This window comes from Salmonella sp. SAL-020, assembly GCF_017372215.1.
Taxonomy (GTDB): Bacteria; Pseudomonadota; Gammaproteobacteria; order Enterobacterales; family Enterobacteriaceae; genus Salmonella; species Salmonella enterica.
Map to the genome: position 1 here is coordinate 3,504,937 of NZ_CP071690.1, position 26,922 is coordinate 3,531,858.

22 protein-coding genes and 1 pseudogene are annotated in these 26,922 nt (G+C 52.4%); 6 read left to right on the top strand and 17 right to left on the bottom strand.

Going from position 1 to position 26,922, the window contains the following annotated elements; all coding sequences use genetic code 11:
* Positions 1-77: 77 nt before the first annotated feature.
* Complete coding sequence (locus tag J1G48_RS17170; protein WP_000480785.1) at positions 78-791, bottom strand: extensin family protein; 714 nt, start codon at positions 789-791, stop codon at positions 78-80.
* A gap of 77 nt (positions 792-868) precedes the next feature.
* Between J1G48_RS17170 and ddlA the strand changes: the two genes are divergently transcribed.
* Entirely contained in the window at positions 869-1,963 is a 1,095-nt protein-coding gene (gene ddlA / locus J1G48_RS17175) for a D-alanine--D-alanine ligase (protein ID WP_001096584.1), read from the top strand.
* A 25-nt stretch (positions 1,964-1,988) separates the two neighbouring features.
* On the opposite strand, the gene J1G48_RS17180 is transcribed toward ddlA, so the two are convergent.
* Positions 1,989-2,204, bottom strand: a complete 216-nt coding sequence (locus tag J1G48_RS17180) for a DUF2754 family protein (RefSeq protein ID WP_001239240.1) — start codon at positions 2,202-2,204, stop codon at positions 1,989-1,991.
* Positions 2,205-2,471: 267 nt separating this feature from the next.
* Between J1G48_RS17180 and J1G48_RS17185 the strand changes: the two genes are divergently transcribed.
* Positions 2,472-2,780: a YaiY family protein gene (locus J1G48_RS17185; RefSeq protein ID WP_000763139.1), complete on the top strand. Its 309-nt coding sequence runs from the start codon at positions 2,472-2,474 to the stop codon at positions 2,778-2,780.
* Between the two features lie 37 nt (positions 2,781-2,817).
* Here the strand turns inward: J1G48_RS17185 and yaiW are convergent, their stop codons facing one another.
* Positions 2,818-3,912: a surface-exposed outer membrane lipoprotein YaiW gene (gene yaiW, locus J1G48_RS17190; protein WP_001271418.1), complete on the bottom strand. Its 1,095-nt coding sequence runs from the start codon at positions 3,910-3,912 to the stop codon at positions 2,818-2,820.
* A 14-nt stretch (positions 3,913-3,926) separates the two neighbouring features.
* Positions 3,927-5,147, bottom strand: coding sequence for a peptide antibiotic transporter SbmA (gene sbmA / locus J1G48_RS17195; RefSeq protein ID WP_000477024.1), 1,221 nt, complete (start codon positions 5,145-5,147; stop codon positions 3,927-3,929).
* A gap of 346 nt (positions 5,148-5,493) precedes the next feature.
* On the opposite strand from sbmA, the gene ampH reads away from it, so the two are divergent.
* Positions 5,494-6,651: a D-alanyl-D-alanine-carboxypeptidase/endopeptidase AmpH gene (gene ampH, locus J1G48_RS17200; RefSeq protein WP_000830773.1), complete on the top strand. Its 1,158-nt coding sequence runs from the start codon at positions 5,494-5,496 to the stop codon at positions 6,649-6,651.
* Positions 6,652-6,695: 44 nt separating this feature from the next.
* On the opposite strand, the gene iprA is transcribed toward ampH, so the two are convergent.
* Both iprA and ehaB read right to left on the bottom strand, forming a co-directional pair.
* Positions 6,696-7,319, bottom strand: coding sequence for a hydrogen peroxide resistance inhibitor IprA (iprA, locus tag J1G48_RS17205; protein WP_000950242.1), 624 nt, complete (start codon positions 7,317-7,319; stop codon positions 6,696-6,698).
* Positions 7,320-7,404: 85 nt separating this feature from the next.
* Positions 7,405-10,419, bottom strand: a complete 3,015-nt coding sequence (gene ehaB, locus J1G48_RS17210; RefSeq protein WP_000556502.1) for an autotransporter adhesin EhaB — start codon at positions 10,417-10,419, stop codon at positions 7,405-7,407.
* A gap of 512 nt (positions 10,420-10,931) precedes the next feature.
* On the opposite strand from ehaB, the gene hemB reads away from it, so the two are divergent.
* Positions 10,932-11,906 carry a porphobilinogen synthase gene (gene hemB / locus J1G48_RS17215; protein WP_000130724.1) on the top strand — a complete coding sequence of 325 codons (975 nt, stop codon included), beginning with the start codon at positions 10,932-10,934 and terminating at the stop codon, positions 11,904-11,906.
* Between the two features lie 103 nt (positions 11,907-12,009).
* Here hemB and prpE read toward each other — a convergent pair whose 3' ends face one another.
* From prpE to prpB, 4 genes are all read right to left on the bottom strand, one after another.
* Positions 12,010-13,896 (bottom strand): propionate--CoA ligase, encoded by a 1,887-nt coding sequence (prpE, locus tag J1G48_RS17220; RefSeq protein WP_000010206.1) that lies wholly within the window; start codon positions 13,894-13,896, stop codon positions 12,010-12,012.
* Between the two features lie 40 nt (positions 13,897-13,936).
* Positions 13,937-15,388 (bottom strand): bifunctional 2-methylcitrate dehydratase/aconitate hydratase, encoded by a 1,452-nt coding sequence (locus J1G48_RS17225; RefSeq protein ID WP_001272703.1) that lies wholly within the window; start codon positions 15,386-15,388, stop codon positions 13,937-13,939.
* A gap of 37 nt (positions 15,389-15,425) precedes the next feature.
* Positions 15,426-16,595, bottom strand: a complete 1,170-nt coding sequence (prpC, locus tag J1G48_RS17230; RefSeq protein ID WP_000132748.1) for a 2-methylcitrate synthase — start codon at positions 16,593-16,595, stop codon at positions 15,426-15,428.
* A gap of 122 nt (positions 16,596-16,717) precedes the next feature.
* Positions 16,718-17,605: a methylisocitrate lyase gene (gene prpB, locus J1G48_RS17235; protein WP_000052230.1), complete on the bottom strand. Its 888-nt coding sequence runs from the start codon at positions 17,603-17,605 to the stop codon at positions 16,718-16,720.
* A 265-nt stretch (positions 17,606-17,870) separates the two neighbouring features.
* On the opposite strand from prpB, the gene prpR reads away from it, so the two are divergent.
* Positions 17,871-19,496, top strand: coding sequence for a propionate catabolism operon regulatory protein PrpR (gene prpR, locus J1G48_RS17240; protein ID WP_000205288.1), 1,626 nt, complete (start codon positions 17,871-17,873; stop codon positions 19,494-19,496).
* 135 nt (positions 19,497-19,631) lie between these two features.
* Here the strand turns inward: prpR and yahO are convergent, their stop codons facing one another.
* Entirely contained in the window at positions 19,632-19,907 is a 276-nt protein-coding gene (gene yahO, locus J1G48_RS17245) for a DUF1471 family periplasmic protein YahO (RefSeq protein WP_000848026.1), read from the bottom strand.
* A gap of 231 nt (positions 19,908-20,138) precedes the next feature.
* On the opposite strand from yahO, the gene J1G48_RS17250 reads away from it, so the two are divergent.
* A complete protein-coding gene (locus tag J1G48_RS17250) occupies positions 20,139-20,771 on the top strand; it encodes a LysE family transporter (protein ID WP_000433131.1) in 633 nt (210 codons plus the stop codon).
* Between the two features lie 40 nt (positions 20,772-20,811).
* On the opposite strand, the gene foxA is transcribed toward J1G48_RS17250, so the two are convergent.
* The 6 genes and pseudogenes from foxA to J1G48_RS17275 all read right to left on the bottom strand — a co-directional run bounded on the left by foxA (position 20,812) and on the right by J1G48_RS17275 (position 26,818).
* The gene (foxA, locus tag J1G48_RS17255; RefSeq protein ID WP_001127730.1) at positions 20,812-22,920 is read right to left on the bottom strand and encodes a ferrioxamine B receptor FoxA; all 2,109 of its coding nucleotides are present in this window, start codon (positions 22,918-22,920) and stop codon (positions 20,812-20,814) included.
* A 145-nt stretch (positions 22,921-23,065) separates the two neighbouring features.
* Positions 23,066-24,070 carry a ferrioxamine uptake transcriptional regulator FoxR gene (gene foxR / locus J1G48_RS17260; protein WP_000074605.1) on the bottom strand — a complete coding sequence of 335 codons (1,005 nt, stop codon included), beginning with the start codon at positions 24,068-24,070 and terminating at the stop codon, positions 23,066-23,068.
* A 95-nt stretch (positions 24,071-24,165) separates the two neighbouring features.
* Positions 24,166-24,358 (bottom strand): annotated as a pseudogene (locus tag J1G48_RS23430) (hypothetical protein).
* Positions 24,277-24,462 carry a DUF2474 domain-containing protein gene (locus J1G48_RS23595; protein WP_305954967.1) on the bottom strand — a complete coding sequence of 62 codons (186 nt, stop codon included), beginning with the start codon at positions 24,460-24,462 and terminating at the stop codon, positions 24,277-24,279. The pseudogene J1G48_RS23430 and the gene J1G48_RS23595 overlap by 82 nt, the downstream one beginning before the upstream one ends.
* Positions 24,408-25,418, bottom strand: a complete 1,011-nt coding sequence (cydB, locus tag J1G48_RS17270; RefSeq protein ID WP_058662148.1) for a cytochrome d ubiquinol oxidase subunit II — start codon at positions 25,416-25,418, stop codon at positions 24,408-24,410. The genes J1G48_RS23595 and cydB overlap by 55 nt, the downstream gene beginning before the upstream one ends.
* Positions 25,415-26,818: a cytochrome ubiquinol oxidase subunit I gene (locus J1G48_RS17275; RefSeq protein ID WP_000393711.1), complete on the bottom strand. Its 1,404-nt coding sequence runs from the start codon at positions 26,816-26,818 to the stop codon at positions 25,415-25,417. Before J1G48_RS17275 ends, cydB begins: the two co-directional genes overlap by 4 nt.
* Positions 26,819-26,922 lie beyond the last annotated feature (104 nt).

The following is a 26,922-nucleotide window of genomic DNA, read 5'->3' on the forward strand; positions in this document are numbered from 1 at the left end:
TGCTATTTTGTCTCCCCGTTCATCATTTTTGTGAAACATGTCACATTATATAGCCGCGCAAGGCAGACGTTTATGCTTTAACGACACACGCCGTAGCCCCGCATTCCAAGATGAAAATGGTTAGCATGAGCAGCGTTATAGTCAGGCCCGAGCCCATTGCCATAATAATGGCAACTGGCGTTTAACATAGCGCGTAACCAGGGCCCCGTCTCCTGACGCCCCCAGCCGCGCAGAACAGTGATTTTTCGGCCATCTGATAGCTGAAACCCGCTGATATCCAGCGCTTCTGCGCTGGCATGTTCACTGCGACGCGCATCCGGGCGGTGATAAATATTACGGCAGGCATAGCTACCCAGATGTTCGATGCGGGTCAGGCGGCGCTTCATCCACGTTTCTGTTAAAGGTTTTGCCTGCTGTTCGACAAACAGCGCGGAGCGCAGCGCCAACGGGCAGGAGGCTAAAAAACTGCTGCTCAGTTTGACCTGGCCAAAATCTCTGACGCGCACAACATGGGACAAGGGACATTCACCAGCGCTATCCGCAACAGGTTGTGATGAAATTAATCCCTGTTGATTGGCCGCCGTCAACAGCTCCCGGCACTGCGACGGCATCAGGCGCTGTAGTTTGAAGGTAGTGATCCAGCCTGGCGGATCGGCAAGTTGTAGCGGAGCAAAAGGATTATAATAAGAGGGAAGATAACGATATCCCAGCCCGCCAATACCGCCCAACAGCACAATAATCAGAAAACCCTTACCTCTCACGCGGCCTCCGTTCTCACATCCCATAAACATTATGGCAGAACCCCGCGAAACCCGCGTTTTGTCGTGGTAATGTATACGCTTTGCATTCGATGGAATGGGTTTTTAAGATGGCGAAATTGCGGGTAGGAATAGTATTTGGCGGTAAGTCGGCGGAACATGAAGTGTCTTTGCAATCAGCGAAAAATATCGTTGATGCGATCGATAAAACCCGCTTCGACGTGGTGCTGTTAGGGATAGATAAGGCGGGACAATGGCATGTTAACGATGCGGAAAATTATTTGCAGAATGCAGACGATCCGGCACATATCGCGCTACGTCCTTCGGCAATCAGTCTGGCCCAGGTGCCTGGCAAACATCAACACCAATTGATTAACGCCCAGAACGGGCAGCCGCTACCGACGGTAGATGTTATTTTTCCTATCGTCCACGGTACGCTGGGCGAAGACGGCTCATTGCAGGGGATGCTGCGCGTCGCAAACTTACCGTTTGTCGGTTCAGACGTGCTGAGCTCCGCAGCCTGCATGGATAAAGACATCGCCAAACGACTGCTACGCGATGCAGGACTGAATATCGCCCCGTTTATTACACTCACCCGAACGAATCGTCACGCGTTTAGTTTTGCCGAGGTTGAATCCCGTCTGGGACTGCCGCTGTTCGTTAAGCCCGCCAATCAGGGCTCTTCGGTCGGCGTTAGTAAAGTCGCTAACGAAGCGCAATATCAGCAGGCGGTCGCGCTGGCTTTCGAATTCGATCATAAAGTGGTGGTGGAGCAAGGGATCAAAGGGCGCGAGATCGAATGCGCCGTATTAGGTAACGATAACCCACAGGCCAGTACCTGCGGCGAAATCGTACTGAACAGCGAATTTTACGCCTACGATACTAAGTATATTGATGATAATGGCGCACAAGTTGTCGTGCCTGCGCAGCTTCCTTCCGGGGTGAATGACAAGATCCGCGCGATCGCGATCCAGGCTTATCAGACGCTGGGATGCGCGGGTATGGCGCGTGTCGATGTCTTCTTAACGGCAGACAATGAGGTCGTGATTAACGAGATTAATACGCTGCCAGGTTTTACCAATATCAGTATGTATCCAAAACTCTGGCAGGCGAGCGGATTGGGCTATACCGATTTGATCAGCCGCCTGATTGAGCTGGCGCTGGAACGCCATACGGCGAATAACGCCTTAAAAACCACGATGTAATACCGCACGCCCGATAGCGCAACGTTTATCGGGCGTCTTTTACCTCATCATCTTCGCGCCGGCGAATAATGAACCCCGCCAGCCAGAAGCTAATAATCCACGTTACCAGCCCAACACCATAGGTTTGCCATCCTTTCGCCTCAAATCCCAGCAATCCTACGACGCCATTCAAAATAAAGATAAGGCCAATAGAGAAGGCATAGTAGTGCCAGTCACGACGAATTTTTACAGGCAAACGCATAACGACTCCGACGTATTAACAGCAACAAAAACGTATTTTTGCATACTTCTGGCGGGCGAGTCTGTGGGGGATACGGAATTTCTTAAATGTTAATTAATTTTGATAAAAGTGATCGTTTTGTGACAACTAACAAAAATTTACGCGATGGATACATTCCGTATGTGAAATTACCATGATTCTGATATTGACAAACACAATGACCTGTCAGACTTCACAGTAAGCCGATGGCATAACGCCAGATCGTAGCCGATCATCCTGGAGGTCTTTATGGCTGATTTCACTCTCTCAAAATCGCTGTTCAGCGGGAAGCATCGAGAAACCTCCTCTACGCCCGGAAATATTGCTTACGCCATATTTGTACTGTTTTGCTTCTGGGCCGGAGCGCAACTCTTAAACCTGCTGGTTCATGCGCCGGGCATCTATGAGCATCTGATGCAGGTACAGGATACAGGTCGACCGCGGGTAGAGATTGGGCTGGGCGTCGGGACGATTTTTGGCCTGGTGCCCTTCCTCACGGGCTGCCTCATTTTCGCCGTTATCGCCGCGTTTTTACGCTGGCGTCACCGTCACCAATAAACCTTAGCGCGCTGGAGAAAATATCCCAGCGCGAAATTTATCGCCCCATACACCGCGCCCGCCGCTCATCAACTCGTTTAGCAAACCAGGCGGTCGTCAGCTTGCGCGTGATCTTCGGACTTTCCAGTTGAATACCGGGCAACATTTCCCGCGCAAGCGTCTTGCCCGTTTTGGCCTCGGCCAGTTTATAGACTTTCTTGTAGAGCGCCGTTTTTTCAAACGCCAGGCTATCGCCTTTCTCCAGTTGGCTGCGAATTTCACGCTCACTCATTCCCAACTGCCCTGCCAGTTTGCGTACCGCTAACTCTGTTTTGCCCGGTTCCTTGCTGTTATAACGAATCAGATCGCCATCCAGCGCCAGTTTTACCCCACTGGCTTTACTGACGGCATTCTGGAACGCAGCGTTACGGCTGGCGTACCATCCCGCGTTGAAGTCGGCGAAGCGGAAAACAGGCGCGCTGTAGTTCGCCGGGTAATTCAGCAAATGGTAAGTTCCAAACCACAACCCGCCACGGCGCGTAAAGACCTCCTGACGTACCGTACCCGCCATCTTCCACGGATAACCTTTCGCGTGCTGTTCGGCAAAGGCAATGCTGACCTGCATCGGGCCGCCCGTATGCACCGGGTTATATGAGCCAAATAGCGTCTGCCCCATAGGAACCATATTGATAAAATCATCAAAAATAGCGCTAAGCTGTTTTTCGGTTTTTACCGTGTCCAGGCGTTCGCTATAGCTCTTGCCGTTGGGGGAGTTAATTTTCAGCGCGGTGTGCACCAGAAACAGCGGAATGTGTAGTCGTTCAGCGCGGCGATCAATCTCCTGCCAGGCGATTTTACTTAGCCCCGGCACGACAGGATCCGCCTGATAACCGGACTCCTGCTGGGCGACAGCCAGCACCGAACAGATATTTTCTACCGTCGGCGCCAGCCCCTGGCTCTTAAACGTTGTCGCGATATCTTTCGCCCAGGCCTCTCTGTCTTTGACACTGGCTGGCATTTTCTGACGTACTACGCTTGCCACGTCGACAGGCTTCTCGCCCTTGCTCACCGGCTGCCCGGATTGACTACTACAGCCAGCCAATATGGCAACCGCCAGAAAAGGCAGAGGATAAAGACGGGACGCCGCCGACATAACGTTTCCTTCTGTTAGCTAAAAGAGTGGGTCACTTCCTGAACTGGCTGACCATCCAACTGGCGTTCAAAGCTACGTAAACGTTTATAAATAGACATCAGCTCCACCAGCGTCGTCCAGGAGTTAATCAAATACTGGAACGAACCGCGCACCTGGCCAAACACGTTGGTGATTTGCGTCATCAGCCCCAGCGTAATCGTACCGGCAACAATGGAAGGAAACAGCAGGAACAAACCGAAAACGTTATCGACCTGCAAATAGAGAATGCGCGCGATGTTGAAATACATATAGTGAAAGTAGAGACGGAAGTAGTTATGGCGCACCGCGCTAAACAGTTCACGGACGGTGGGCGGCGTGGCGCGGCTGGCGTCATCTTCACCGTAGACCAGCTCCTTACGATAAGCGGCTTCCACTCGCTGATTTTTAAATTCCAGCCCTGGCAATTTGATCCCGACGACCGCCAGCAGGCCCGTCCCCATTAATGACCAGACTATGGCGGCAATGACCAGGCCGTAAGGGATATGTCCTACGATGGGTAAATTCGGCACATGCGCTGACAGGGTGACTAACACCGGCAGAAAGGCGATAAGCGTCATGATGGCATTGATAAAACTCACGCCCATGTTCTCCAGTGTAGAGGCAAAACGCATGGTGTCTTCCTGCACACGCTGGGCAGCCCCTTCGATATGGCGCAGGTACTGCCAGTGCGCCATATAGTGCTCATTCATTGCGGTACGCCAGCGAAATACATAGTGGCTGACAAAGAAGTTGTTCAGCACGCCGATCACCACGGCGATAAGCGCAATACCGAGAAACACCCCCACTTCATGATAAAATTGACCAAGAGTGACCTTGTGCGGCGAGCTGAGCGCCGTTTGAATCAAATCATAGAACGGCGCGTACCAGGCGTTAACCGCGACGCCAACCTCCACCAAAAACCAGGTGACAAAAATAATGAGCGAGGTGCCAAGTATCGACCAGTACTGCCAGCGGTGCGGGCTATAGATGAACCAGAACGTTGCAAATAATCCCACGCAAATCAGGTAATAAGCATAAAAAATCAGATAGTCCAGCGACCAAAAGCGCGCTGCGCTGATAGGCACTTCATCGGATGCCCCCACAAGTCGCGCCACCCAATCTCCTCCTCCCGCCTGCCAGAAAATGACGGCGATCAGCGCCCAAACAAACGCCGACATGAAAAACGGCCCTGGCTTTGGGAAAAAAGATTTAAACATCATGCTCTCCTGCTAACTTCTTATCTTTATTACGGCTGCTGTGACGGCGGCAATAGCACGCCATGCCCACGCAAATGAAAGGGCTAAACCAGGCATTGTGACCTACGTTGTGACGCTTAGTTCGCATTTCTGCTCAACAGAATTGTTTCGACGAGTTTCATACACAGCAGGCACGCTGACGCTATCAGGTTATCACAAGCGCTCTATCACAAAAGTAAACATTCTCCATCACGAAAACCCGCCGTTACGTTTTTTCACCCACTTTTTTCTCTTTAACGTTTTGCAATGTGCCGCCGGGTAGTATAAATACGCATAACCACCGTTATTTCACTTATGGACATCACCGTTGAAACGTAGTCTGCTTTTTACTGCCATGCTGTTTGCGGCATCACTTACTTCTGTCCAGGCGGCTCAGCCGATTGCCGATCCGGTTTTTGCCTCTGATATCGTTGATCGTTATGCCGAGCATATCTTTTATGGTAGCGGTGCCACGGGCATGGCGCTGGTGGTGATCGACGGCAATCAACGCGTGTTTCGTAGTTTCGGTGACACCAGACCGGGCAATAATGTTCGTCCACAGCTTGATTCGGTCATTCGTATCGCTTCTCTCACCAAGCTCATGACCAGTGAAATGTTGGTAAAATTGCTCGATCAGGGAACGGTAAAATTAAACGATCCTCTCAGCAAATATGCGCCTCCCGGCGCGCATGTCCCGACGTATCAAGGCACGCCGATTACGTTGGTCAACTTAGCGACCCACACCAGCGCGCTTCCGCGAGAACAGCCCGGCGGCGCGGCGCATCGTCCGGTATTTGTCTGGCCAACCCGCGAACAACGCTGGAACTGGCTCTCCACAGCAACGTTAAAAGTCGCGCCCGGTTCACAGGCGGCCTATTCCAATCTGGCGTTCGACCTGTTAGCCGACGCGCTGGCGACCGCCTCCGGCAAACCTTATACGCAACTGTTTGAAGAAAAGATTACCCGCCCGCTGGGAATGAAAGACACCACGTTTACCCCTTCTCCCGATCAGTGTAAGCGTCTGATAGTGGCAGAAAAAGGCGCAAGCCCCTGTAATAATACGCTGGCTGCCATTGGCAGCGGTGGGGTCTATTCTACGCCAGGAGATATGATGCGCTGGATGCAACAGTATCTGTCGTCAGATTTCTATCACCGTAGCCAACAGGCCGATCGTATGCAAACGTTGATTTATCAGCGCACACAGTTAAAGAAAATCATCGGGATGGACGTACCGGGTAAAGCCGACGCGCTCGGTCTGGGTTGGGTCTATATGGCGCCAAAAGACGGACGTCCTGGCATTATCCAGAAAACAGGAGGAGGCGGCGGTTTTATTACCTATATGGCGATGATCCCGCAATATAATATTGGCGCTTTTGTGGTCGTAACCCGTTCCCCTCTCACGCGTTTTACCAATATGAGCGACGGGATTAACGATTTGGTTACTGAGCTAAGCGGCAATAAACCGATTGCTATTCCTGCATCCTGAGTCGTCGCGCCTCGCGCTATATCAGACGAGGCGCAACATTCTTGTTAATATTCGGAGGGCAAACGGTTAATACTGATCAGTTTGCCTTTATTCATTTCAATGTAATTACCCTTACGCAGGGCCGCGAGAACTTCCGCCACCACCGATCGCGATACGCGCGTTCGTTGATGAATATAATTCATAACACCAATACGTGAGCGAAGTTCTTCATCCCACTCAATCATTGTCATTAACGTCGCACGAATTTGGTCGTAAGAATTATTACCAATGAGCTGCTTGTCACGAAGTTCCAGTACCTGACTTTTCCATACTATCCAACAGAAGGCTTCACGCCACAGTTGGTTTTGCTCAATGATGGCAAGAGTTTGTGATGATGAGAGGCGATAACCAATGCAACCGCTCTCCGCAATTAATTTATATTGTGCCTCTTTTTTCGCCACACCATCGGCTAAACCGAAAATAAAGGGGGCCTGCACAATACCAATAAGAACTTTATCACCGCGAACTAACGAAACAACCCCCTCTAAAATAACAAAGGTATGGGTATTACTTTCATCAGGTGAACAGATAATCTCTTTATCATTAACAAACTCGAAACGCGTACCATGCTTAGAAAGGCATTTATCGAGTCTGTAGAATTCCTGTAGTGGCTTGCTTAAAGATAACATATGCATTCCTTGCAATAATGCCCGTCAAGTCCTTGACGGGCATTTTTCAGTTTAAATTACCTTTATTTCTCCTGAGAGAAAATGATTACCAGGTATATTTAACACCAACGTTTGCAGACCAGTCTTGATCAACATCACCGCCGCCGAGGTAGTTAGCATCGGTGTAGGCGCTGAAGTTCTTCGTGAAGCTGAACTGAGTACCCAGACCAACACGTACCGCAGAACCTTCTACGCCGTTGTCGATAGAGTCGCCGTTTACGTCAGCATCGTTGTTGGAGTCGTCGTAAACGTAAGCCAGTTTGAAGTACGGCGTCAACGCCTGATCTTCGCTGTAAGTGAAGGTATAACCTGCATCTACACCGAGTTCATAACGCATGCTGTCGTAAGACTGACCGTCAACTTTCATGTCGTTGCTCAGCTGGTAGTCGTCGCCGGACTGGAACAGACCGGATACGCTGCCGTAAGGCGTTACGTAGCCTGCATCACCCAGCTTCAGATCATAACCCAGTTTCAAGCCGAAGCCCCAGGCGTCAGAAGAGGTGTTGCCGTCAACGTAAGTACCGTCGCTCATGTTAGCAGACAAATCGTTGTTGAAGTGAGAGTAGCTTAAGTTACCGTCAACAAAGATGTTGTTTGCGAAACGAGCGGAAGAGTAGATGTAGGCAGACTGGCTGTCCTGATCCACCTGACCGGTACGATCGCTCAGATCGCCTTTCGCGAAGCCTGCTGCCGCACCAACGATCCACTTAGCGTTGTTACCGTCAACTTTGGTATCAACACCGACCATGATGCCATTAACATCCTGATCGTAGTTAATGGTGCCGTTGTCGCCGTTGAAGTTACCGCCGAAGTAGCTTACCCATGCGCCGCCGTTATCCGCCAGGCCATGACGAGCATTGGTCAGACGAGTACCAACGGTGTCTTGTTCCAGGTTCCAGATATTGGTGTTCGCAGAAGGAATGCTCAGCGCCATGTTAGCGTAGTCGGTCAGTTCCATCTGTTCCAGCACGACAGTGTTGCCTTCCTGCTTAGCCTGATAGGTGTAAGCACCCAGGTCAGCTTTGTTTGCTGCAGAGAAGGTTGCGGTGCTGTTCTTATCGTTAACATAGATCAGCTCATTACCTTTATAATCCGCAACAGAACCCGCGCCAGTGGCGTTGTCGATACGCACTTTATAGTTACCGGTGGCAGCTGCAACATTGTCACCAACGTTATCAACTTCATCCTGACCTGCTTCCGTCTGGTCGGTATCGTAAGTATCGCCGTTACCGTTAATGGTCAAATGACCATCAGAGTTCATCGCAATCACGCCATAACCGTAGTTAGACTTAGTCGTGTCGTTAGTACGATCGTTAGTCAGGTCAGCATCCAGTACGAAACGGTTACTTTCGATGTTGAAGACACCAGCGTTCACATAACCGTTAGCATCGGTGTAGCTGGTCAGGTTCAGAGTATCAACCTGCAGCGCATTAGAAGCGCTATTACCAACATCCAGTACACCATTATTGGTTACGTTGATAGTGTTTGCGTACAGGGCAGCATCATTTACGCTCCAGCCAGCAGAAACATCATCAGCAATCGTAACGGTACTGTTATCGATAGACAGGGTATCAGTTGCAACATGACCATCTTCATTGATGTTCAGAGCAGAACCACCAGTCAGGCCGATAGTGTCAGAAACCAGAGTAGAATCAGCAACATTGACAACAGAACCACTATTGATACTCAGCGTATCAATCAGAGAAGTTTTAGTAGTGTCCCACTGTGATCCGGTATTCAGGGTCACGTTAAACAGGCCGCTCTGATAAACTTCGTTACCAACGATATGGTTATACTCACTGTAGTCAGTATAAATGTTATCAACACCTACAGTTGATAATGGCCACAGACTATTAGCTGCGATATCGATCAGAGTTGCAGTTGCCTCGGTACCTACAGCATAAGAATCGTAAACTCCATCCGGAGATGTGGCATCAAGAATACCGTCGCCGTTAGTATCTACAGTATATTCAAAAACACCGTCTCCATCGGCATCAGTACCAGTGTCTGTCATATGTACAGACATTGCTGCACCAACCCATTTGCTACCATTATTCAGGGTAACATCCATACGGTCAGTGCCATCCCAACCGTTCGTGTCGCGGTCAGCATCAGTATCACGATAGCTATCCGCTCCATTCGGGAAGAAGTTTTCATCGAAATTGCTGGAGAATACAACATCGCTCATCAGCGTGGAGTTGCTGAGGTTGACCGTCGTCTGCATTGCATTATCAGCATATGGGTGTGCAATTGCCGCAATCGCAATGTCATCAGCAGTATAAGAACCACTGTAATCGCTAGCGTTATTAGTATTACCAAACCAGCCGGAAGTACCTTCATCAGACAATGAACCAGAGGTTACGGTAGAATCAACAACATTGATTGTGTTATTAAATACTTCACTACTGTTTACGCCAGTGCTAACGGTGTTATCGTCGATATCTTCCCATTCGTAGCCCTGAGTCAGGGTAATACCAGCAACATGAGAATTATTTACAATAGACAGATCAACTTCCTGATCCAGTGTAATCGCGGTACCCATGCCATAAACATCAACAACATGTGTATCCGCAGTACCATCGGTATAGGTACCGTTATAGGTATAATGCTCGTAGTTGTCATCAATAGTAGAGTTATCAACGGTCAACGCCAGACGATCATATACATACCCGGTGTCACGATTTACGCAATCGGTACCCTCAAGACACGCGGAGGTAATCATACCGTGAATAGTACTGTTTTTAATTGTCAGGCTATTCGCATTAGTATTGGTAGTAACGCCATCATCCAGATAGTAGGTAGAAATAACGCCATTAACTCGCGCGTTATTGATTACAGGATAAATGTCACCGTTATAGTAACTATCAGTTGCGTAGTTGTTCCAACCTACATAGCCATCATAATAAACGTCATCAGCGTAGGTCGCATCGTTGTAGTGATGAAACGTATTGTAAGTGGTACCAGAAATATCATTAGTAGTAGCATTCGCCTGAGAAGTGATTGCCAGAGTGCAAGCCAATGCTAATTGTGAGACTACAAGTTTCTTTTTCCAGGAGTGCATTTGTCATCCCTCCTCAGGGACGTAATATAGTTGATCCATCAATTATCAATGCATAAAAACATACAGATGTTTAGCAAGAAGGATTATGCGGCGTCATTGCTAAAAGGTTCAATTATTCTTTATCCTCAGTCCGGATTCGGACATGAATTAAAAGGACGTAATAAAAGGAAAATTTATAATTGAAAAGCATTCTTTTTCATGGCCTTACAAGAAAATAAAAAAACAAAACACATATAAGATAAATATGGATTAAAGAAAAACAAAATAAACATGAATAATGTTGAAACCCACATTTACTTAAATGACGATGAAATAAAACTAAAAACAACGTAAAACTAATTCTTATTTAAAATGATATAGTGCCTGAGGTATTAATCTTCGGTATATAAAGGAAGCGTCATGTTCTGCTGCCGCTGGGGCTGCGCCTGCTACGTTAAGGACCGTTTTCGTAAAACATCTGCCTGCAGATTCAGGTATACTGGGCCTTCGATTCCACAAACATCAGGCAGACCATGACAGACCTTATCCATCGCCCTCGCCGCCTGCGCAAATCCGCTGCGCTGCGCGCTATGTTTGAAGAGACAACACTTAGCCTGAACGACCTGGTGTTGCCGATCTTTGTTGAAGAAGAACTCGACGATTACAAAGCTATTGATGCCATGCCCGGCGTAATGCGTATCCCGGAAAAGCAACTGGCGCGAGAGATTGAACGTATCGCAAATGCTGGCATTCGTTCCGTTATGACCTTCGGCATTTCTCACCATACTGATGACACCGGCAGCGATACCTGGAAAGAAGACGGACTGGTGGCAAGAATGTCCCGCATCTGTAAGCAAACCGTGCCGGAGATGATCGTCATGTCCGACACCTGCTTCTGCGAATACACCTCGCACGGCCACTGCGGCGTGTTGTGCGAACACGGAGTGGATAACGATGCGACGCTGGCCAACCTCGGCAAGCAGGCCGTTATCGCGGCGGCGGCTGGAGCAGATTTTATTGCGCCCTCCGCAGCCATGGATGGACAAGTCCAGGCTATCCGCCAGGCGCTGGATGCCGCCGGTTTTACCGATACGGCAATAATGTCCTACTCCACTAAGTTCGCCTCTTCTTTCTACGGCCCCTTCCGTGAAGCAGCGGGTACCGCGTTAAAAGGCGACCGCAAGACGTATCAAATGAATCCGATGAACCGCCGTGAAGCGATTCGCGAATCACTGCTCGACGAAGCCCAGGGCGCGGATTGCTTAATGGTGAAACCGGCCGGCGCGTATCTGGACGTGCTGCGTGAAATCCGCGAACGCACAGAGTTGCCGCTTGGCGCTTACCAGGTGAGCGGTGAATATGCCATGATTAAATTTGCTGCTATGGCTGGCGCCATCGATGAAGAAAAGGTCGTGCTGGAAAGTCTGGGCTCGATTAAACGCGCCGGCGCCGATTTGATTTTCAGCTACTTCGCGCTGGATCTGGCTGAGAAAAATATTCTGCGTTAATTCTGTTACAGGGCGGCGCGCTGCCGCCCTTTCCCGACTTTACACCCCACTATTCAGTCGCAAACGCTAACCCGTTGCCGGACGCGGCTTATCCGGCTTACGGCTATTCCTCGATCGCCTGGCGAATTTGCTGCAACGACGCGGGATCGTCAATGGTTGTCAGATCGCCCGGATCGCGGCCTTCGCAGATCGCCTGGATCGTGCGGCGAAGCATCTTTCCGGAACGCGTTTTGGGGAGCTGCGAGACAAACCAGACATGCGCCGGACGACCAAAGTGACCAATCTGATTGTCTACCAGCGCCATAATCGCGTTTTCCTCGTCGCGCGCCGCCTCGCGATCCGCCAGCGTATCGCTCTGCTTCGGAATGACAAACGCCACCGCCACCTGCCCTTTCAGAGCGTCTTTTATCCCCACTACCGCCACTTCCGCTACGTTCGGGTAGCTGGAGATACTTTCTTCTATTTCTCGCGTCCCCAGCCGATGACCCGCAATATTAATCACATCATCGGTACGGCCCAGAATAAAGTAATACCCCTCGGCGTCGCGGATTCCCCAGTCGAAGGTGGCATAAACCTGACGGGTAAACAGCGACCAGTAAGTCTTCACAAAACGCGCATCGTCGCCCCAAATAGTCTGAATACAGCCCGGCGGCAGCGGCCCTTCGATCACCAGCATGCCTTTTTCATTTATGCCGCAGGGCTCGCCGGTGACTTCATTGAGTAGCTGGACGTTATAACCGTACATCGGCACGCCGGGACTTCCCAGACGCGACGGCCTGTCGTCCAGCGCGCGGGCCAGCGCCATGATCGGCCAGCCGGACTCCGTCTGCCAATAATTGTCGATGACCGGTACGCCCAGCGTCTCCGTCACCCAACTGGCCGTCGGCTCGTCCAGCGGCTCACCGGCCAGATAAAGCGCCTCCAGCGAGGAGAGATCGTGATTGCGGATTTGCGCCGTCGGGAATTTTTTCAGCACGCGAATCGCGGTCGGGGCGGAAAACATCCGGTTAACCTGGTATTTCTCGACAATTTTCCACCAGACCCCGCAGTCCGGGTACGTCGGCAGTCCTTCGTAAACAATAGTCGCCATGCCTGCCAGCAGCGGCGCGTAAACGATATAGGAGTGGCCGACGACCCAGCCGATATCCGATGCGCAAAAGAATACGCCGCCCGCCTTGCCGCCAAAAATGGTGTCCATCGAGGTTGCCAGCGCCACCGCATAACCGCCGACGTCGCGCTGGACGCCTTTCGGTTTGCCGGTAGTGCCGGAGGTGTAAAGAATGCACGAGGTTTCATTGGATTCCAGCCACGCCACCGGCACGCTCGCGCCGAGATGCTGCTGGCGCAACGTGGCAAAATCCAGATCGCGCCCATCCACCCACGCCATTTTCGCCAGCCCTCTGTCCACCAGCAGAACGTGTTTCGGCTGATGCTGCGCCTGCGCAATAGCGTCATCAAGCAGCTTTTTATACGGCAGGATTTTACCGCCCCGCGCTCCGGCATCCGCCGACACAATCAGCGCCGGTCTGGCATCGTCAATCCGCGCCGCCACGCTGTGCGAGGCAAAACCGCCAAAGACCACCGAATGGATCGCGCCAATGCGCGCACAGGCCAGCAGGGTTATCTGCGCTTCGGCAATCATCGGCATATAGACCAATACGCGATCGCCACGCTGCACGCCCAGCGACAGCAGCATAGCGGCCACAGCGTTGACTTCATCATGCAACTGGCTGAAGGTAAATGTGCGCTCTTCATCGGTCTCTGATGAGACGGCAATCAGCGCCAGCGCCTCCGGCTGTTTATCCAGCCAGCGGTCAACGGCGTTATGACATAAGTTAGTGGTGCCGCCGCAAAACCAGCGGGCAAACGGTGGACGGCTATGATCCAGCGTCTGCGTAAACGGCTGTCGCCAGTCGATACGTCGGGCCTGCTCGGCCCAGAACGCCTCCGGTTCGTTAATGGAACGCTGATAAAATTCGCTAAAAGACATCACGCTCTCCTGTTGAACTTACGCCTTACTGCTGGCTGGCTCAGATGACATATAAATCGAGGTATTCGTTAACCGGCATCTGCTCCAGGCGGGCTCTGTCCAGGGAGACATCCAGAATGCGTTGCTGCTGGCGAGTCGGGAACTGACGAGCCAGGTTAATTTTAAATTTTTCGATAAGCTTCGGAATACCGTCGGCGCGGCGACGCGCATGACCAATCGGATACTCCACGACAACCTCGCCAAAGCGTGAGCCATCAGTAAACTCCACGGTGATCGCATTGCCGATAGCTCGTTTTTCCGGGTCGTGATAGTCGGCGGTAAAAGCCGGGTCCTCATAACACACGATTTTCTCGCGCAGGGCGTCAATACGCTTGTCCTGCGCCACCTCGTCTTCATAATCCGCCGCGGTTAACCGTCCGAACAGCAGCGGCACGGCGACCATATACTGGATACAGTGATCGCGGTCCGCCGGGTTATTGAGCGGGCCTTTTTTATCGATAATGCGAAGACAGGCTTCGTGGGTACGGATGGTCACTTTCTCGATATCCGCTGCCGTTTTACCCGCGGCCTGCATCTGCTCATACAGCGTCATCACCGCTTCGACGGCGGTTTGCGAGTGGAATTCTGCCGGGAAAGAAATTTTAAATAGCACGTTTTCCATCACGTAGGAGCCGTAAGGGCGCTGGAAACGGAACGTTTCACCTTTGAATGAAACGTCGTAGAAGCCCCAGGTTTTGGCGGTGAGCGCCGAGGGATAGCCCATCTCGCCGGTTTTCGCCATCAGCGCCAGACGTACCGCGCGTGAGGTAGCGTCGCCCGCCGCCCAGGATTTGCGCGTACCGGTATTCGGCGCATGACGATAAGTGCGCAACGACTGCCCATCCACCCACGCCAGCGATACCGCGTTAAGGATCTCATCGCGCGTCAGCCCCAGCATTTCAGCGACCACCGCCGTCGAGGCCACTTTCACCAGCAACACATGGTCAAGTCCGACACGGTTGAAGGCGTTTTCCAGCGCGATGCAACCCTGAATTTCATGGGCTTTGATCATCCCGCTCAATACCTGTTTCATGGTCAGCGGCGCTTTGCCGGCGGCGACGGCGTTGCGTGACAGCCAATCCGCAATCGCCAGAATACCGCCCAGGTTATCAGAAGGATGGCCCCACTCGGCGGCAAGCCAGGTATCATTAAAATCGAGCCAGCGGATCATCGCGCCAATGTTAAAGGCTGCCTGTACCGGATCGAGCTGGAACTGGGTGCCCGGCACGCGTGCGCCGTTGGGCACCACCGTGCCTGGCACGATCGGCCCAAGCAATTTTTTACAGGCCGGGTATTCCAGCGCTTCCAGACCACAGCCGAGCGTGTCGAGCAGGCAATAATGCGCGGTGTCGTACGCCACCTTTGAGGTGATCTCGTAATTCATCACGTAATCAACGATATCAACGATTTCACGGTCAAAGTCTGGGCGGATGTTCGAAATATGTGCGGACATAGGGTACAACTCCTGTTTTTATATTTAGAGGTTTTAATTAGCAACGCTTTTCGATCGGCACAAACTGGCGATCGTCCGGGCCGGTATAATTGGCGGAAGGACGAATAATTTTGTTGTCCTGACGCTGTTCAATAATGTGCGCCGCCCAGCCGGTAACGCGGGCGATGACAAACAGCGGGGTGAACATTTCGGTAGGGACGCCCATCATGTTGTAGGAGACCGCCGAAAACCAGTCGAGATTCGGGAACATCTTTTTGGTCTCCCACATCACCGTTTCCAGACGGTCGGCGATGTGGTACATCTTCAGCGAGCCGCCTTCTTCTGAAAGCTGTTTCGCCACCCGTTTGATCACCTGATGGCGCGGGTCGGCGATGGTGTAAACCGGATGTCCAAAGCCAATCACCACCTCTTTGTTTTCCACGCGTTTACGGATATCCGCCTCTGCCTCGTCCGGCGTTTCATAACGCTGTTGAATTTCCAGCGACACCTCATTCGCCCCGCCGTGTTTCGGGCCGCGCAGCGCGCCAATCGCGCCGATAATCGCGGAGTAGACATCCGAGCCGGTCCCGGCAATCACCCGGCTGGTAAACGTCGAGGCGTTGAACTCATGCTCGGCATACAGCACCAGCGAAATATGCATCGCCTTTTCCCAGCTTTGGGTTGGCTTTTCACCGTGCAGCAGATGCAGGAAATGGCCGCCGATGGAATCATCGTCGGTTTCCGGCTGAATACGTTCGCCGTTGTGGCTGTAGTGATACCAGTAAAGAAGGATAGAGCTGAGCGAGGCCAACAGCTTATCGGCAATATCGCGCGCGCCGGAGACGGTATGTCCCTCTTTTTCCGGCAGGGTGCAGCCCAGCGCGGAAACGCCGGTACGCATCACATCCATCGGGTGCGAGGCCGCCGGTAACGCTTCCAGAACGGTACGGACATTGGCGGGTAATCCGCGCAGCGCTTTTAACTTGCTTTTATACGCGTTCAGCTCGTCGCGGGTCGGTAATTTTCCGTGGATCAGTAAATGCGCGACTTCTTCAAATTCGCAGTGCTCCGCCAGATCGAGAATGTCGTAACCGCGATAGTGCAGATCGTTACCGCTTTTTCCCACGGTACACAGAGCGGTATTTCCGGCAGGTACGCCGGAAAGCGCGACCGATTTTTTAGGCTTAATGACATGCGTGTTGTTTTGCAGGATCGTCGTGTCTGTCATATTGTCCTCGTCATTATTGTAATGTGTAGGGTATTGAGGCGTGTAGGCCGTACCGTAGGCGGGATAAACGTAGTGCCATCCGGCATTGCCTGATGGCGGCTTCGCCTTATCAGGCCTACAGGCTACGATTTTTTATTCCTGTACAGCGCGTCCAGCTTCTCTTCGAACTGGTAGTAATTGATGCTTTCGTACAGCTCGTTGCGGGTCTGCATGATGTCGATCACGTTCTTTTGCGTCCCTTCCTGGCGCAGCACGGTATAGACTTTTTCTGCGGCGCGGTTCATGGCGCGAAACGCCGACAGCGGATAGAGCGCCATCGCCACGTTTGCGCTGCGCAACTCGTCGGTCGTAAACAGCGGCGTCGCGCCAAACTCAGTGATGTTGGCGAGGATCGGCACCTGCGCCACGTCGGCGAACCGGCGGTACATCGACAGTTCGGTGATCGCCTCCGGGAACAGCATGTCAGCCCCCGCGTCCACGTAAGCCTGCGCACGATCGAGAGCCGCCTCCAGCCCTTCCACCGCCAGCGCATCGGTACGCGCCATGATCACAAAGTTCGGATCGGTGCGCGCATCCACTGCCGCCCGAATTCGGTCTACCATCTCCTCTTTCGAGACGATCGCTTTGTTTGGACGGTGTCCACAGCGCTTAGCGCCAACCTGGTCTTCAATATGCAGCGCGGCGGCGCCCGCTTTGGCTATGGACTTTACCGTCCGCGCGACATTAAAGGCGGAGGAGCCAAAGCCAATATCCGCATCCACCAACAGCGGCAGCGGGCAAACATCCGTGATGCGCCGGATATCGGTTAACACATCATCCAGCGTAGAAATCCCCAGATCCGGCAGTCCGAGCGAGCCCGCCGCTACGCCGCCGCCAGAAAGATAGATAGCCTGATACCCGGCCCGTTGGGCCAACAGAGCATGGTTGGCATTGATCGCGCCGACAATTTGTAATGGATTCTCTTTAGAGAGCGCGGCGCGAAATGCCTGCCCCGGCGAATGTAAAGACATATCTCGTCCTCATGTTAGTAAATTGTTATTCAAGATGTATTTACCAAAGCAAAGGCTATGCCAGGCAAAGAGGCAGCGAGAAAATTAAATACAATGAGATTTAAAAACAGGTAATTACAGTAATGCCTGTTATGAATAAGCGCGATTAAGGGAAAAGAAAAACGTGTCAGCTAACGTTTCATGAAACGAATCACCCCGTTTCATTGCAACATTTATGAAACACGTTTAAAACAAAAAATCGCCCCTTAAAGATGAGCCTACTGCGATGACGACTGCTCACAGCGCTCCGCGCGATAATAGCGATAAACCGGTGATCTGGACGGTCTCCGTAACGCGTCTGTTCGAACTGTTTCGGGATATCAGTCTGGAATTCGATCATCTGGCGACCATCACGCCTATTCAACTCGGCTTTGAAAAGGCGGTGACCTACATTCGCAAAAAACTGGCGACCGAGCGCTGCGACGCGATTATCGCGGCGGGTTCGAATGGGGCCTATTTAAAAAGCCGCCTGTCAATACCGGTGATCCTCATCAAGCCCAGCGGATTCGATGTATTACAGGCGCTGGCGAAAGCGGGAAAGCTCACCTCGTCTATCGGTATCGTGACCTATCAGGAGACCATTCCGGCTTTACTTGCCTTTCAGAAAACGTTTCACCTCCGTCTTGAACAGCGAAGCTATGTCACCGAAGAGGACGCGCGCGGGCAAATTAACGAACTTAAGGCCAACGGTATTGAGGCCGTCGTCGGCGCGGGATTAATTACCGATCTGGCGGAAGAAGCGGGAATGACCGCCATCTTTATTTATTCCGCGGCGACCGTTCGTCAGGCTTTTCATGATGCGCTGGATATGACCCGTCTGACACGGCGCCAGCGCGTGGATTACTCATCCGGCAAGGGATTACAAACCCGGTATGAACTGGGCGATATACGCGGCCAGTCGCCGCAAATGGAGCAGCTCCGCCAGACGATTACGCTCTATGCCCGCTCCCGTGCGGCAGTGCTGATTCAGGGGGAAACAGGGACCGGAAAAGAGCTGGCGGCGCAGGCGATTCACCAGACGTTTTTTCACCGCCAGCCTCACCGTCAGAATAAGCCATCCCCTCCCTTTGTCGCCGTCAATTGCGGCGCGATTACCGAGTCGTTGCTGGAAGCGGAACTGTTTGGTTATGAAGAGGGTGCGTTTACCGGTTCACGACGAGGAGGCCGGGCGGGGCTGTTTGAAATCGCACACGGCGGCACGCTGCTTCTGGATGAAATCGGCGAAATGCCCTTGCCGTTACAAACCCGACTTTTGCGCGTACTGGAGGAAAAAGCCGTCACTCGCGTCGGCGGACACCAGCCGATCCCGGTGGATGTCCGGGTGATCAGCGCTACGCATTGCGATCTGGATCGGGAGATAATGCAAGGACGTTTTCGCCCCGATCTCTTTTATCGCCTGAGTATTCTGCGTCTGACGCTTCCTCCTTTGCGCGAGCGGCAGGCTGATATTTTACCGCTGGCGGAAAGCTTTTTAAAACAGTCGCTGGCGGCAATGGAAATTCCGTTTACCGAATCGATACGTCATGGATTGACACAGTGTCAGCCGCTTTTGCTGGCCTGGCGCTGGCCCGGTAATATTCGCGAACTGCGTAATATGATGGAGCGCCTGGCGCTTTTTTTAAGCGTCGATCCCGCGCCAACGCTGGACAGGCAATTTATGCGGCAGTTATTACCTGAGCTTATGGTGAACACAGCAGAACTGACGCCTTCAACCATGGATGCGCACACGTTACAGGATGTACTGGCGCGCTTTAAGGGCGATAAGACCGCGGCGGCGCGTTATCTGGGGATTAGCCGCACCACTCTGTGGCGTCGTTTAAAAGCAGGTGCCAAAGACCAGTCGGATAATTAAGACAAATGACAGCGTCCTGAATGCCTGATGGCGCTACGTTTACTGCAGGCCGTCATCCGGCAAAACGGATGACGGTTGCCAGGAATAAAAATACCCGCCGGAAACCCAGGCGGGTATTTTTATGATGCAACGCTTTTATTTCTTTTTATAAATATCAGCCGTACCATGAATTTTATTTTCTGTCTGCCCGGACGTCAGCACCACCACATCCGCCCCTTTTTCATCCGCCTTTTTGATTAAATCTTCTCTGGCGTCCAGCGGCGACATTTCCCCGGTGGTGGAAATCGTGCCAATTTTCGTGTATTCGGAGGCGACTTTATCAAAGTCCGTTTTTTTCATGATTTCTGCGGCATAAACGTTTGTCACGACAAACGCTAATGCGCCAAGCATAACCTTGTAGCCAGTTTTCATAGCAAAACCCTCGTTTTATTATTACGCCATCATCGCTTTATCAGAACAAAAAGGCCGTTCGGACTGATTAAATAAGTAGTGTAGATTGCTGGAAAAATCCAGTCAGCCCCCGCTCAGTCGGCATAACGACGCGGATTAAAACGCCCCTGCTTTGTGATCTCACTCGCAATCATCTGGTTTGACTATTAATAAGATGAACGTTATTTCTTGAGGCTAAGAGAAGAGTTGCCTATGGAGCCGTTTCATGCCGTTGTGCTTACCGTCAGTCTGTTTGTGTTAACCTTTTTTAATCCCGGCGCGAATCTGTTTGTGGTGGTGCAAACCAGCCTCGCATCAGGACGCCGGGCGGGAGTCATCACCGGCCTGGGCGTCGCCACGGGAGACGCCTTTTATTCCGGGCTGGGGCTTTTCGGTCTGGCGACGCTCATTACGCAATGCGAAGCGGTATTTTCTCTTATCAAAATTGTCGGCGGCGCCTATTTATTATGGTTCGCCTGGAACAGTATTCGCCACCAGGCGACGCCGCAAATGAGCACGCTCCAGACGCCGATTGCCGCCCCGTGGACGATTTTCTTTCGCCGGGGATTAATGACCGATTTATCCAATCCGCAAACCGTACTGTTTTTTATCAGTATTTTTTCCGTAACGCTTAGCGCAGAAACGCCCACATGGGCAAGGTTAATGGCCTGGGCCGGAATTGTGCTGTCATCCGTTATCTGGCGTATTTTTCTCAGCCAGGCCTTTTCGCTCCCCGCAGTCCGCCGCGCTTATGGGCGTATACAGCGCATTGCCAGCCGTGTTATCGGCGCCATTATCGGGATGTTTGCGCTCAGACTTCTCTATGAAGGCGTGACGCACCGCTAATGTTTGCCCGGTAGCCTTTGCTACCGGACGATAAGCGTTATCAAAACGCCCATGACACGCTGCCTACAATGCTACGCTCGGCGCCAAAATAACAATAAGAGAGCGAATTACAGGCAGCGACATAGCGTTTGTCCGTCAGGTTATTTACGTTGAGCTGGGCGCTCAAGCCATTTAACCCAATGCTGGATAAATCATACCCTACCACCATATCGACCAATGTATAGGACGGCAACGTGTGGGTATTCAGGCGATCGCTGGTCACGCCGTTGACGTACCGGATGCCGGAGCCCAAAGTCAGCCCCTCTAACAGACCGCTTTTCACATCGTAGCTTAGCCAGGCGCTGGCCTGGTTCCGTGGAGCATAAACCGCGCGCTTACCCTGCTCTTGCGGGCTACTTTTCTTATAACGGATATCAGTATAGGTATACGCCGCCTGCAAACGGACGCTATCCGACAAATGGCTAATGGCCTCCAGTTCCACCCCTTTAGACTCAATTTCACCAATCGAGCGGTACGGATCGGTAGGTTCTTCTTTGGTCGCGATATTTGTCTGGTTAATACGATACACGGCGGCGCTAAACTGGCTATTCCCCCCCAGCGGTTCGTATTTTACCCCCGCCTCCCACTGCTTGCCTTTCATCGGTTCCAGCACATTGCCGTTTTCGTCGGCGAAGCTGGTCGGCGTAAACGCGGTAGAATAACTGAGATAGGGGGCGACGCCATTGTCGAACAGATAAAGCAACGCGGCACGGGTGCTGACGTTGTTTTTATCGAGATCGCTGCGTGAATCATGAAGTTTGTCGATGTTAGACACGCTGACCCGATCGTAACGACCGCCCAACGTAAAGCGCCAGCGATCCCATGACATCTGATCCTGTAAATAGTATCCGGTCTGCCGCAGCTTATGTTTTTCACGGCTATACAACGTAATGTAATCCGGCTGAGCGCCATAAACAGGGTTGAAAGCGTCAATCGGCGGAAACGCGCCATAATAGCCAGTAGTATGATTACTGCGATCCTGATAATCGATCCCCACCAGCAGACGATGATTAATCGCCCCGGTATCCACGCTGCCGTCGAGCTGATTATCCAGCGCGATAGCCGACATTTTCTCCCCGGAGCCGGAATAGCCGCGATTCAGCGCCGTTTCATTCAACCAACCTGCGGCATAGACCTGATTCAACGTCACTTTGGTATGCAAATAACGCAATTTTTGCCGTACCGACCAGCCGTTATCGAACAGATGCTCAATGTTATAACCCACCATATTTTCACGGCGATCGTATTTGTCGTAGTCATCTTCACCTTCAAAGAAAGTGTTAGAAATTTTTCTGCCGTTATAAGGTACAACCGTGCCTTGATAAGGCAGTCCGGAGTGGCTACCGCCTTCCGGATCACGGTGCAGATAGGCCATAAGATCAAGACGCGTCCGATCGGTAATTCGCCAGGTCAGGCTCGGCATCAGCGCATAACGTTCCTCTTTCAAGGGGGTAAACTGCGAATCGGCGTAACGTGTCATACCGCTAAGACGCGCCGCCACACGTTCATTGTCATCCAGTGGGCCGGTCACATCAAAAGCCGCCCCGCGCTGGTTGTGATTGCCGGCAAACAGCTTCACTTCTCCCCCGACATCAAACGCCGGTTTTCGCGACGTCAACGCGACAATGCCGCCTGGCGATGAACGACCATACAGAACGGACGCCGGGCCGCGTACCACCTCGATATCTTCCAGAAACCAGGGGTCAACCACCAACGAACTGTGCGAATTGGTGTCGCCCATCATTTTTAACCCGTCGAGATAGACGTTATCCAGACTACCGTCCGAAAAACCACGCAATACGATGTAATCAAAGCGGTTAGAGGCGCCTATCTGGTTACTGTATACGCCTGGGGTGTAGCTGACCGCCTGACGCACGCTGGTTGCGCCCTGCTCTTCAAACTGCTGGCGGGTAATAATGGATACCGACTGCGGCGTTTCAATATCTGGCGTCGCCAGCTTGGTCGCGCCACTCTGAACGGGCGAGGTGACAATGACGGTATCATTTTTTGTGGTTTCCTGGGCAAAAAGAGGAAAAGTCGCGCCGCCGATAGCTCCGCCTATCAATAGCGCCATACGCGTTGTCGCAAACATGAACATCTCCAAAGGCATCTTTATTGTAAATAAGAATTATTACCTTTTAGAGATAACGGACCACTATGCGTAACGCCAGATTGCCTATGCGCAATGATAAAAAATCACCCAAAGCGGCAGAAAACCGGGTTAGCGGCGGATATTACCGTTCTGGCGGGGCGCGTTACGCACAGTGGCGGGACGCCGTCAGAGACGCGTCACGCAGCTCGCCGGGCGAGCAGCCATAACGCCGACGAAATGCCGTCGCAAAGTTAGTGGCATGTTGATAGCCTGACATCCAGGCGGCCTGCTGCACGCTGTATCCCTCCATCAGATAACGACGCGCGCGCGCCAGGCGGCAATCGCGCAGATAATCAAACACGGTACACCCATAGGCATGGCGAAACTTGCACCGCAGGCTACTTGGACTCATTGCCGCCCGACGCGCCAGTTCGTTCAGCGTGTAGGCTTTTTCCGGCGTCTGCTCCAGTAAACGCCGAATGAGCTCCAGCCGCTGATATTCACCGGTGACGGGAAGCCCGCGTTTTTGCGTTGCGGGCTGACATAGATTTAGCGCATAGCCCAGCAATTGCAGCATGATGCCTTCCAGCATTAACTGGCGTGACGCCGCATGAGGTCCGGGCTGCTGCGCATAACGTAGCCCCGAAAGCAGAAACTCCGGCACCTGCCAGACCCTCGCCGAGGTTGCGCTATTTTCCCACTCGTCTGCCAGCGAGACAGGCAAACGCTCCCGCCATCCGCCGTCCGGGTACATTCCCAGCGATAAGGTGCGCAATTTACTGTCTGCGCCGTGATGGGCGCGTATCGTCTGCTGCTCACTCAGTTGCGAGCAAAACGCCATCCCCGCGCTCAACAAAAAGGTCTGCTCATTGACAGCCAGCGCGACGTTACCTTCCAACACCACCAGCATATACAGCGGACTGCTATGGCGAGAGGTGGTTTCATAAGGTTGTAACACGTGAACATCCGAGCGTGTAATGCAAATCCCGCCGGGAAGCGCTATCTCTTCGATATCGCCATGAAGTACGGGACTACTCTGCGTATACTGCGGTAACGCAGGGAAGCGGTAATCAATGCCATAACGCTCGCCAAACGCGATGAAGTCGCTGACGGAAAAGATCTTTTTCATCGCCGGGGCGGCGGAAGAGTGACAGGAGATCGGAGACATCATCAATACCGTTTATCTGCGTTATACCAGAGCGTTAGCCACTGTGTAACCATATCACTGCGGCCCGGGAACGACAATAAAGATGAGAATAATTATCAACCGCTATTGAGGGGAGAGATAAGGCGAGCAAAGGTGATCGATAAACGCCGATCTGTCGATAAAAACGCGCTTTCGCGAGAGATGAAAGCGCGTCCGGGGGGTATCAGTCAGGAGCGAAATCCTGCGGAGGTCATGAGCAGTCTGAATAACATTCCGACGCCCGCCAGCAGAAGCACGCTGGCGCACCATATCGCGACCATCCATACGACTCGCCGCGACCATTTTTTCACTTTAACCATCAGTGATATCCCTCTCCATGTCGCACTTTTCCACGGAAGACGTAGTAGCTCCAGAAGGTATAAGCCAGAATAATCGGGATGATTATCAGCGCCCCAACCAGCATAAAGCTTTGACTTTGCGGCGGCGCGGCGGCGGCATACAGCGAAATATCCGGTGGAATAATATTCGGCCAAATACTGATGCCTAACCCGCTGAACCCCAGAAAAATCAGCCCTAGCGTGAGAATAAATGGACGCGCATGGGATTCTGGTTTTTTCACGCTGCGCCATAGCCAGATGCTAAAAGCCAACACCAGCACAGGCACCGGCAGGAAGTAGTATAAATTGGGCAGCGTGAACCAGCGCTCGGCGATGTCGTCGTGGGTGAGCGGCGTCCACACGCTGACGCCTCCCATCACCAACAACAAGACGATCAACAACGGGCGCGACAGCGCGCACATCCGGCTATGCAGCGGATCTTCGCTTTTCATAATCAGCCAGGTAGCGCCCAGCAGCGCGTAGGTGACAACCAGACCGACACCGCAGAACAGATTAAACGGCGTCAGCCAGTCAAGCTGCGAACCGCTAAAGGTTCGCCCTTCCACCTGAAAACCGCTCACCACCGCGCCCACCACACCCCCCTGGGCAAAGGTCGCCAGGATTGACCCGACGATAAAGGATTTATCCCAGAACGCGCGATGCGACTCGGTGGCTTTAAAACGGAATTCAAAAGCGACGCCGCGAAAGATAAGACCAAGCAGCATAACCACCAGCGGGATAGTCAGCGCGTCGGTGATGACGGCATAAGCCAACGGGAACGCGCCAAAAAGCCCGGCCCCGCCCAGCACCAGCCAGGTTTCGTTCCCGTCCCATACCGGCGCGACCGAGTTCACCATAACATCGCGATCGTGTTTATCGCGAATAAACGGAAACAGGATACCGACGCCCAGATCGAACCCATCCATTACGATATACATCAGCGTGGCGAACACGATAATAGCAAACCAGATAACCGGAAGATCGATGGTCATTCGCGTTTCTCCTGCTCAAGCGATTCTCCCACGGCAGAGATAGGACGCGCGGGTCTGCCATCGGTTTCAGCGGTCGGTGTCTCCGCCGGCTGCGGCCCTTTCTGGATAAGACGAATCATATAAATATAGCCAACCCCAAAGACCAGGGAATAGACCACAAAGAAGGCCAGCAAACTGATGCTCATCTGCAAGGTGCTGTGCGCGGAAACCGCATCACGCGTTCGCAGCAGGCCATAGACCACCCACGGCTGACGTCCTACTTCAGTCGTCACCCATCCGGCAAGGATGGCGATAAGCCCGGACGGCCCCATCCACAGCGCAAAGTGCATAAAGGGCCGCGAATGATACAGTCGGCGTCGGTAGCGTAGCCACAGGCTGGCCAGCCCCAGGAAGATCATCAGTACGCCCATGCCCACCATCAGACGGAAAGACCAGAACACCACGGTAGAGTTGGGGCGATCCTCTTTGGGATAATCTTTTAGCGCAGGCACCTGTTTGTCCAGGCTATGCGTCAGGATCAGACTGCCCAACGCCGGGATCTCAAGCGCATAGCGGGTCCGTTCCGCCTCCATATCCGGCCAGCCTACCAGCGTAAGCGGCGTTGGCTCGCCGGGCGTATTTTCCCAGTGCCCCTCAATCGCGGCGATTTTGACCGGCTGATGCTTCAGGGTGTTAAGGCCGTGCATATCGCCAATCAATGCCTGAACGGGCGCCACCACGACCGCCATCCATAACGCCATCGAGAACATACGGCGGATAGCCGGCGTATCGTTACCTTTCAGTAAATGCCAGGCAGCGGACGCGCCGACAAACATCGCGCTACTTAAAAACGCCGCAACGGACATATGCAACAGGCGATACGGGAACGACGGGTTGAAAATCACCGCGAACCAGTCCACCGGGACCACCTGACCGTTGTGAATTTCAAATCCCTGCGGGGTATGCATCCAGCTATTAGACGCCAGAATCCAGAACGTCGACATTAACGTACCCAACGCCACCATACAGGTAGACAAGAAATGCAGGCCCGGCCCGACTTTGTTCCAGCCAAAAAGCATCACGCCTAAGAATCCCGCTTCCAGGAAGAATGCGGTGAGCACTTCATAGGTTAATAAAGGCCCGGTGATACTGCCGGCGAACTGGGAGAAACCGCTCCAGTTCGTTCCGAACTGGTAAGCCATGACCAGACCGGAGACCACGCCCATCCCGAAGTTGACGGCAAAAATTTTGAGCCAGAACTGATAGAGCGAGCGCCAGACAGGATTACGCGTTTTTAGCCATAAACCTTCCAGTACCACCAGGTAACTGGCTAAGCCAATCGTAATCGCGGGGAAAATAATATGAAAAGAGACGGTAAAGGCAAACTGGAGTCTCGCTAAAAAGAAGGCATCAAACTCCATGTTCCCTCCCGTTTATATATAGTCACTTCGTGTAAAATATTCACTGTTCGCAACCAGGTTGAAACGAAACGGTTATTTTCCCCAAACGTAAAAACGTCGGGGAA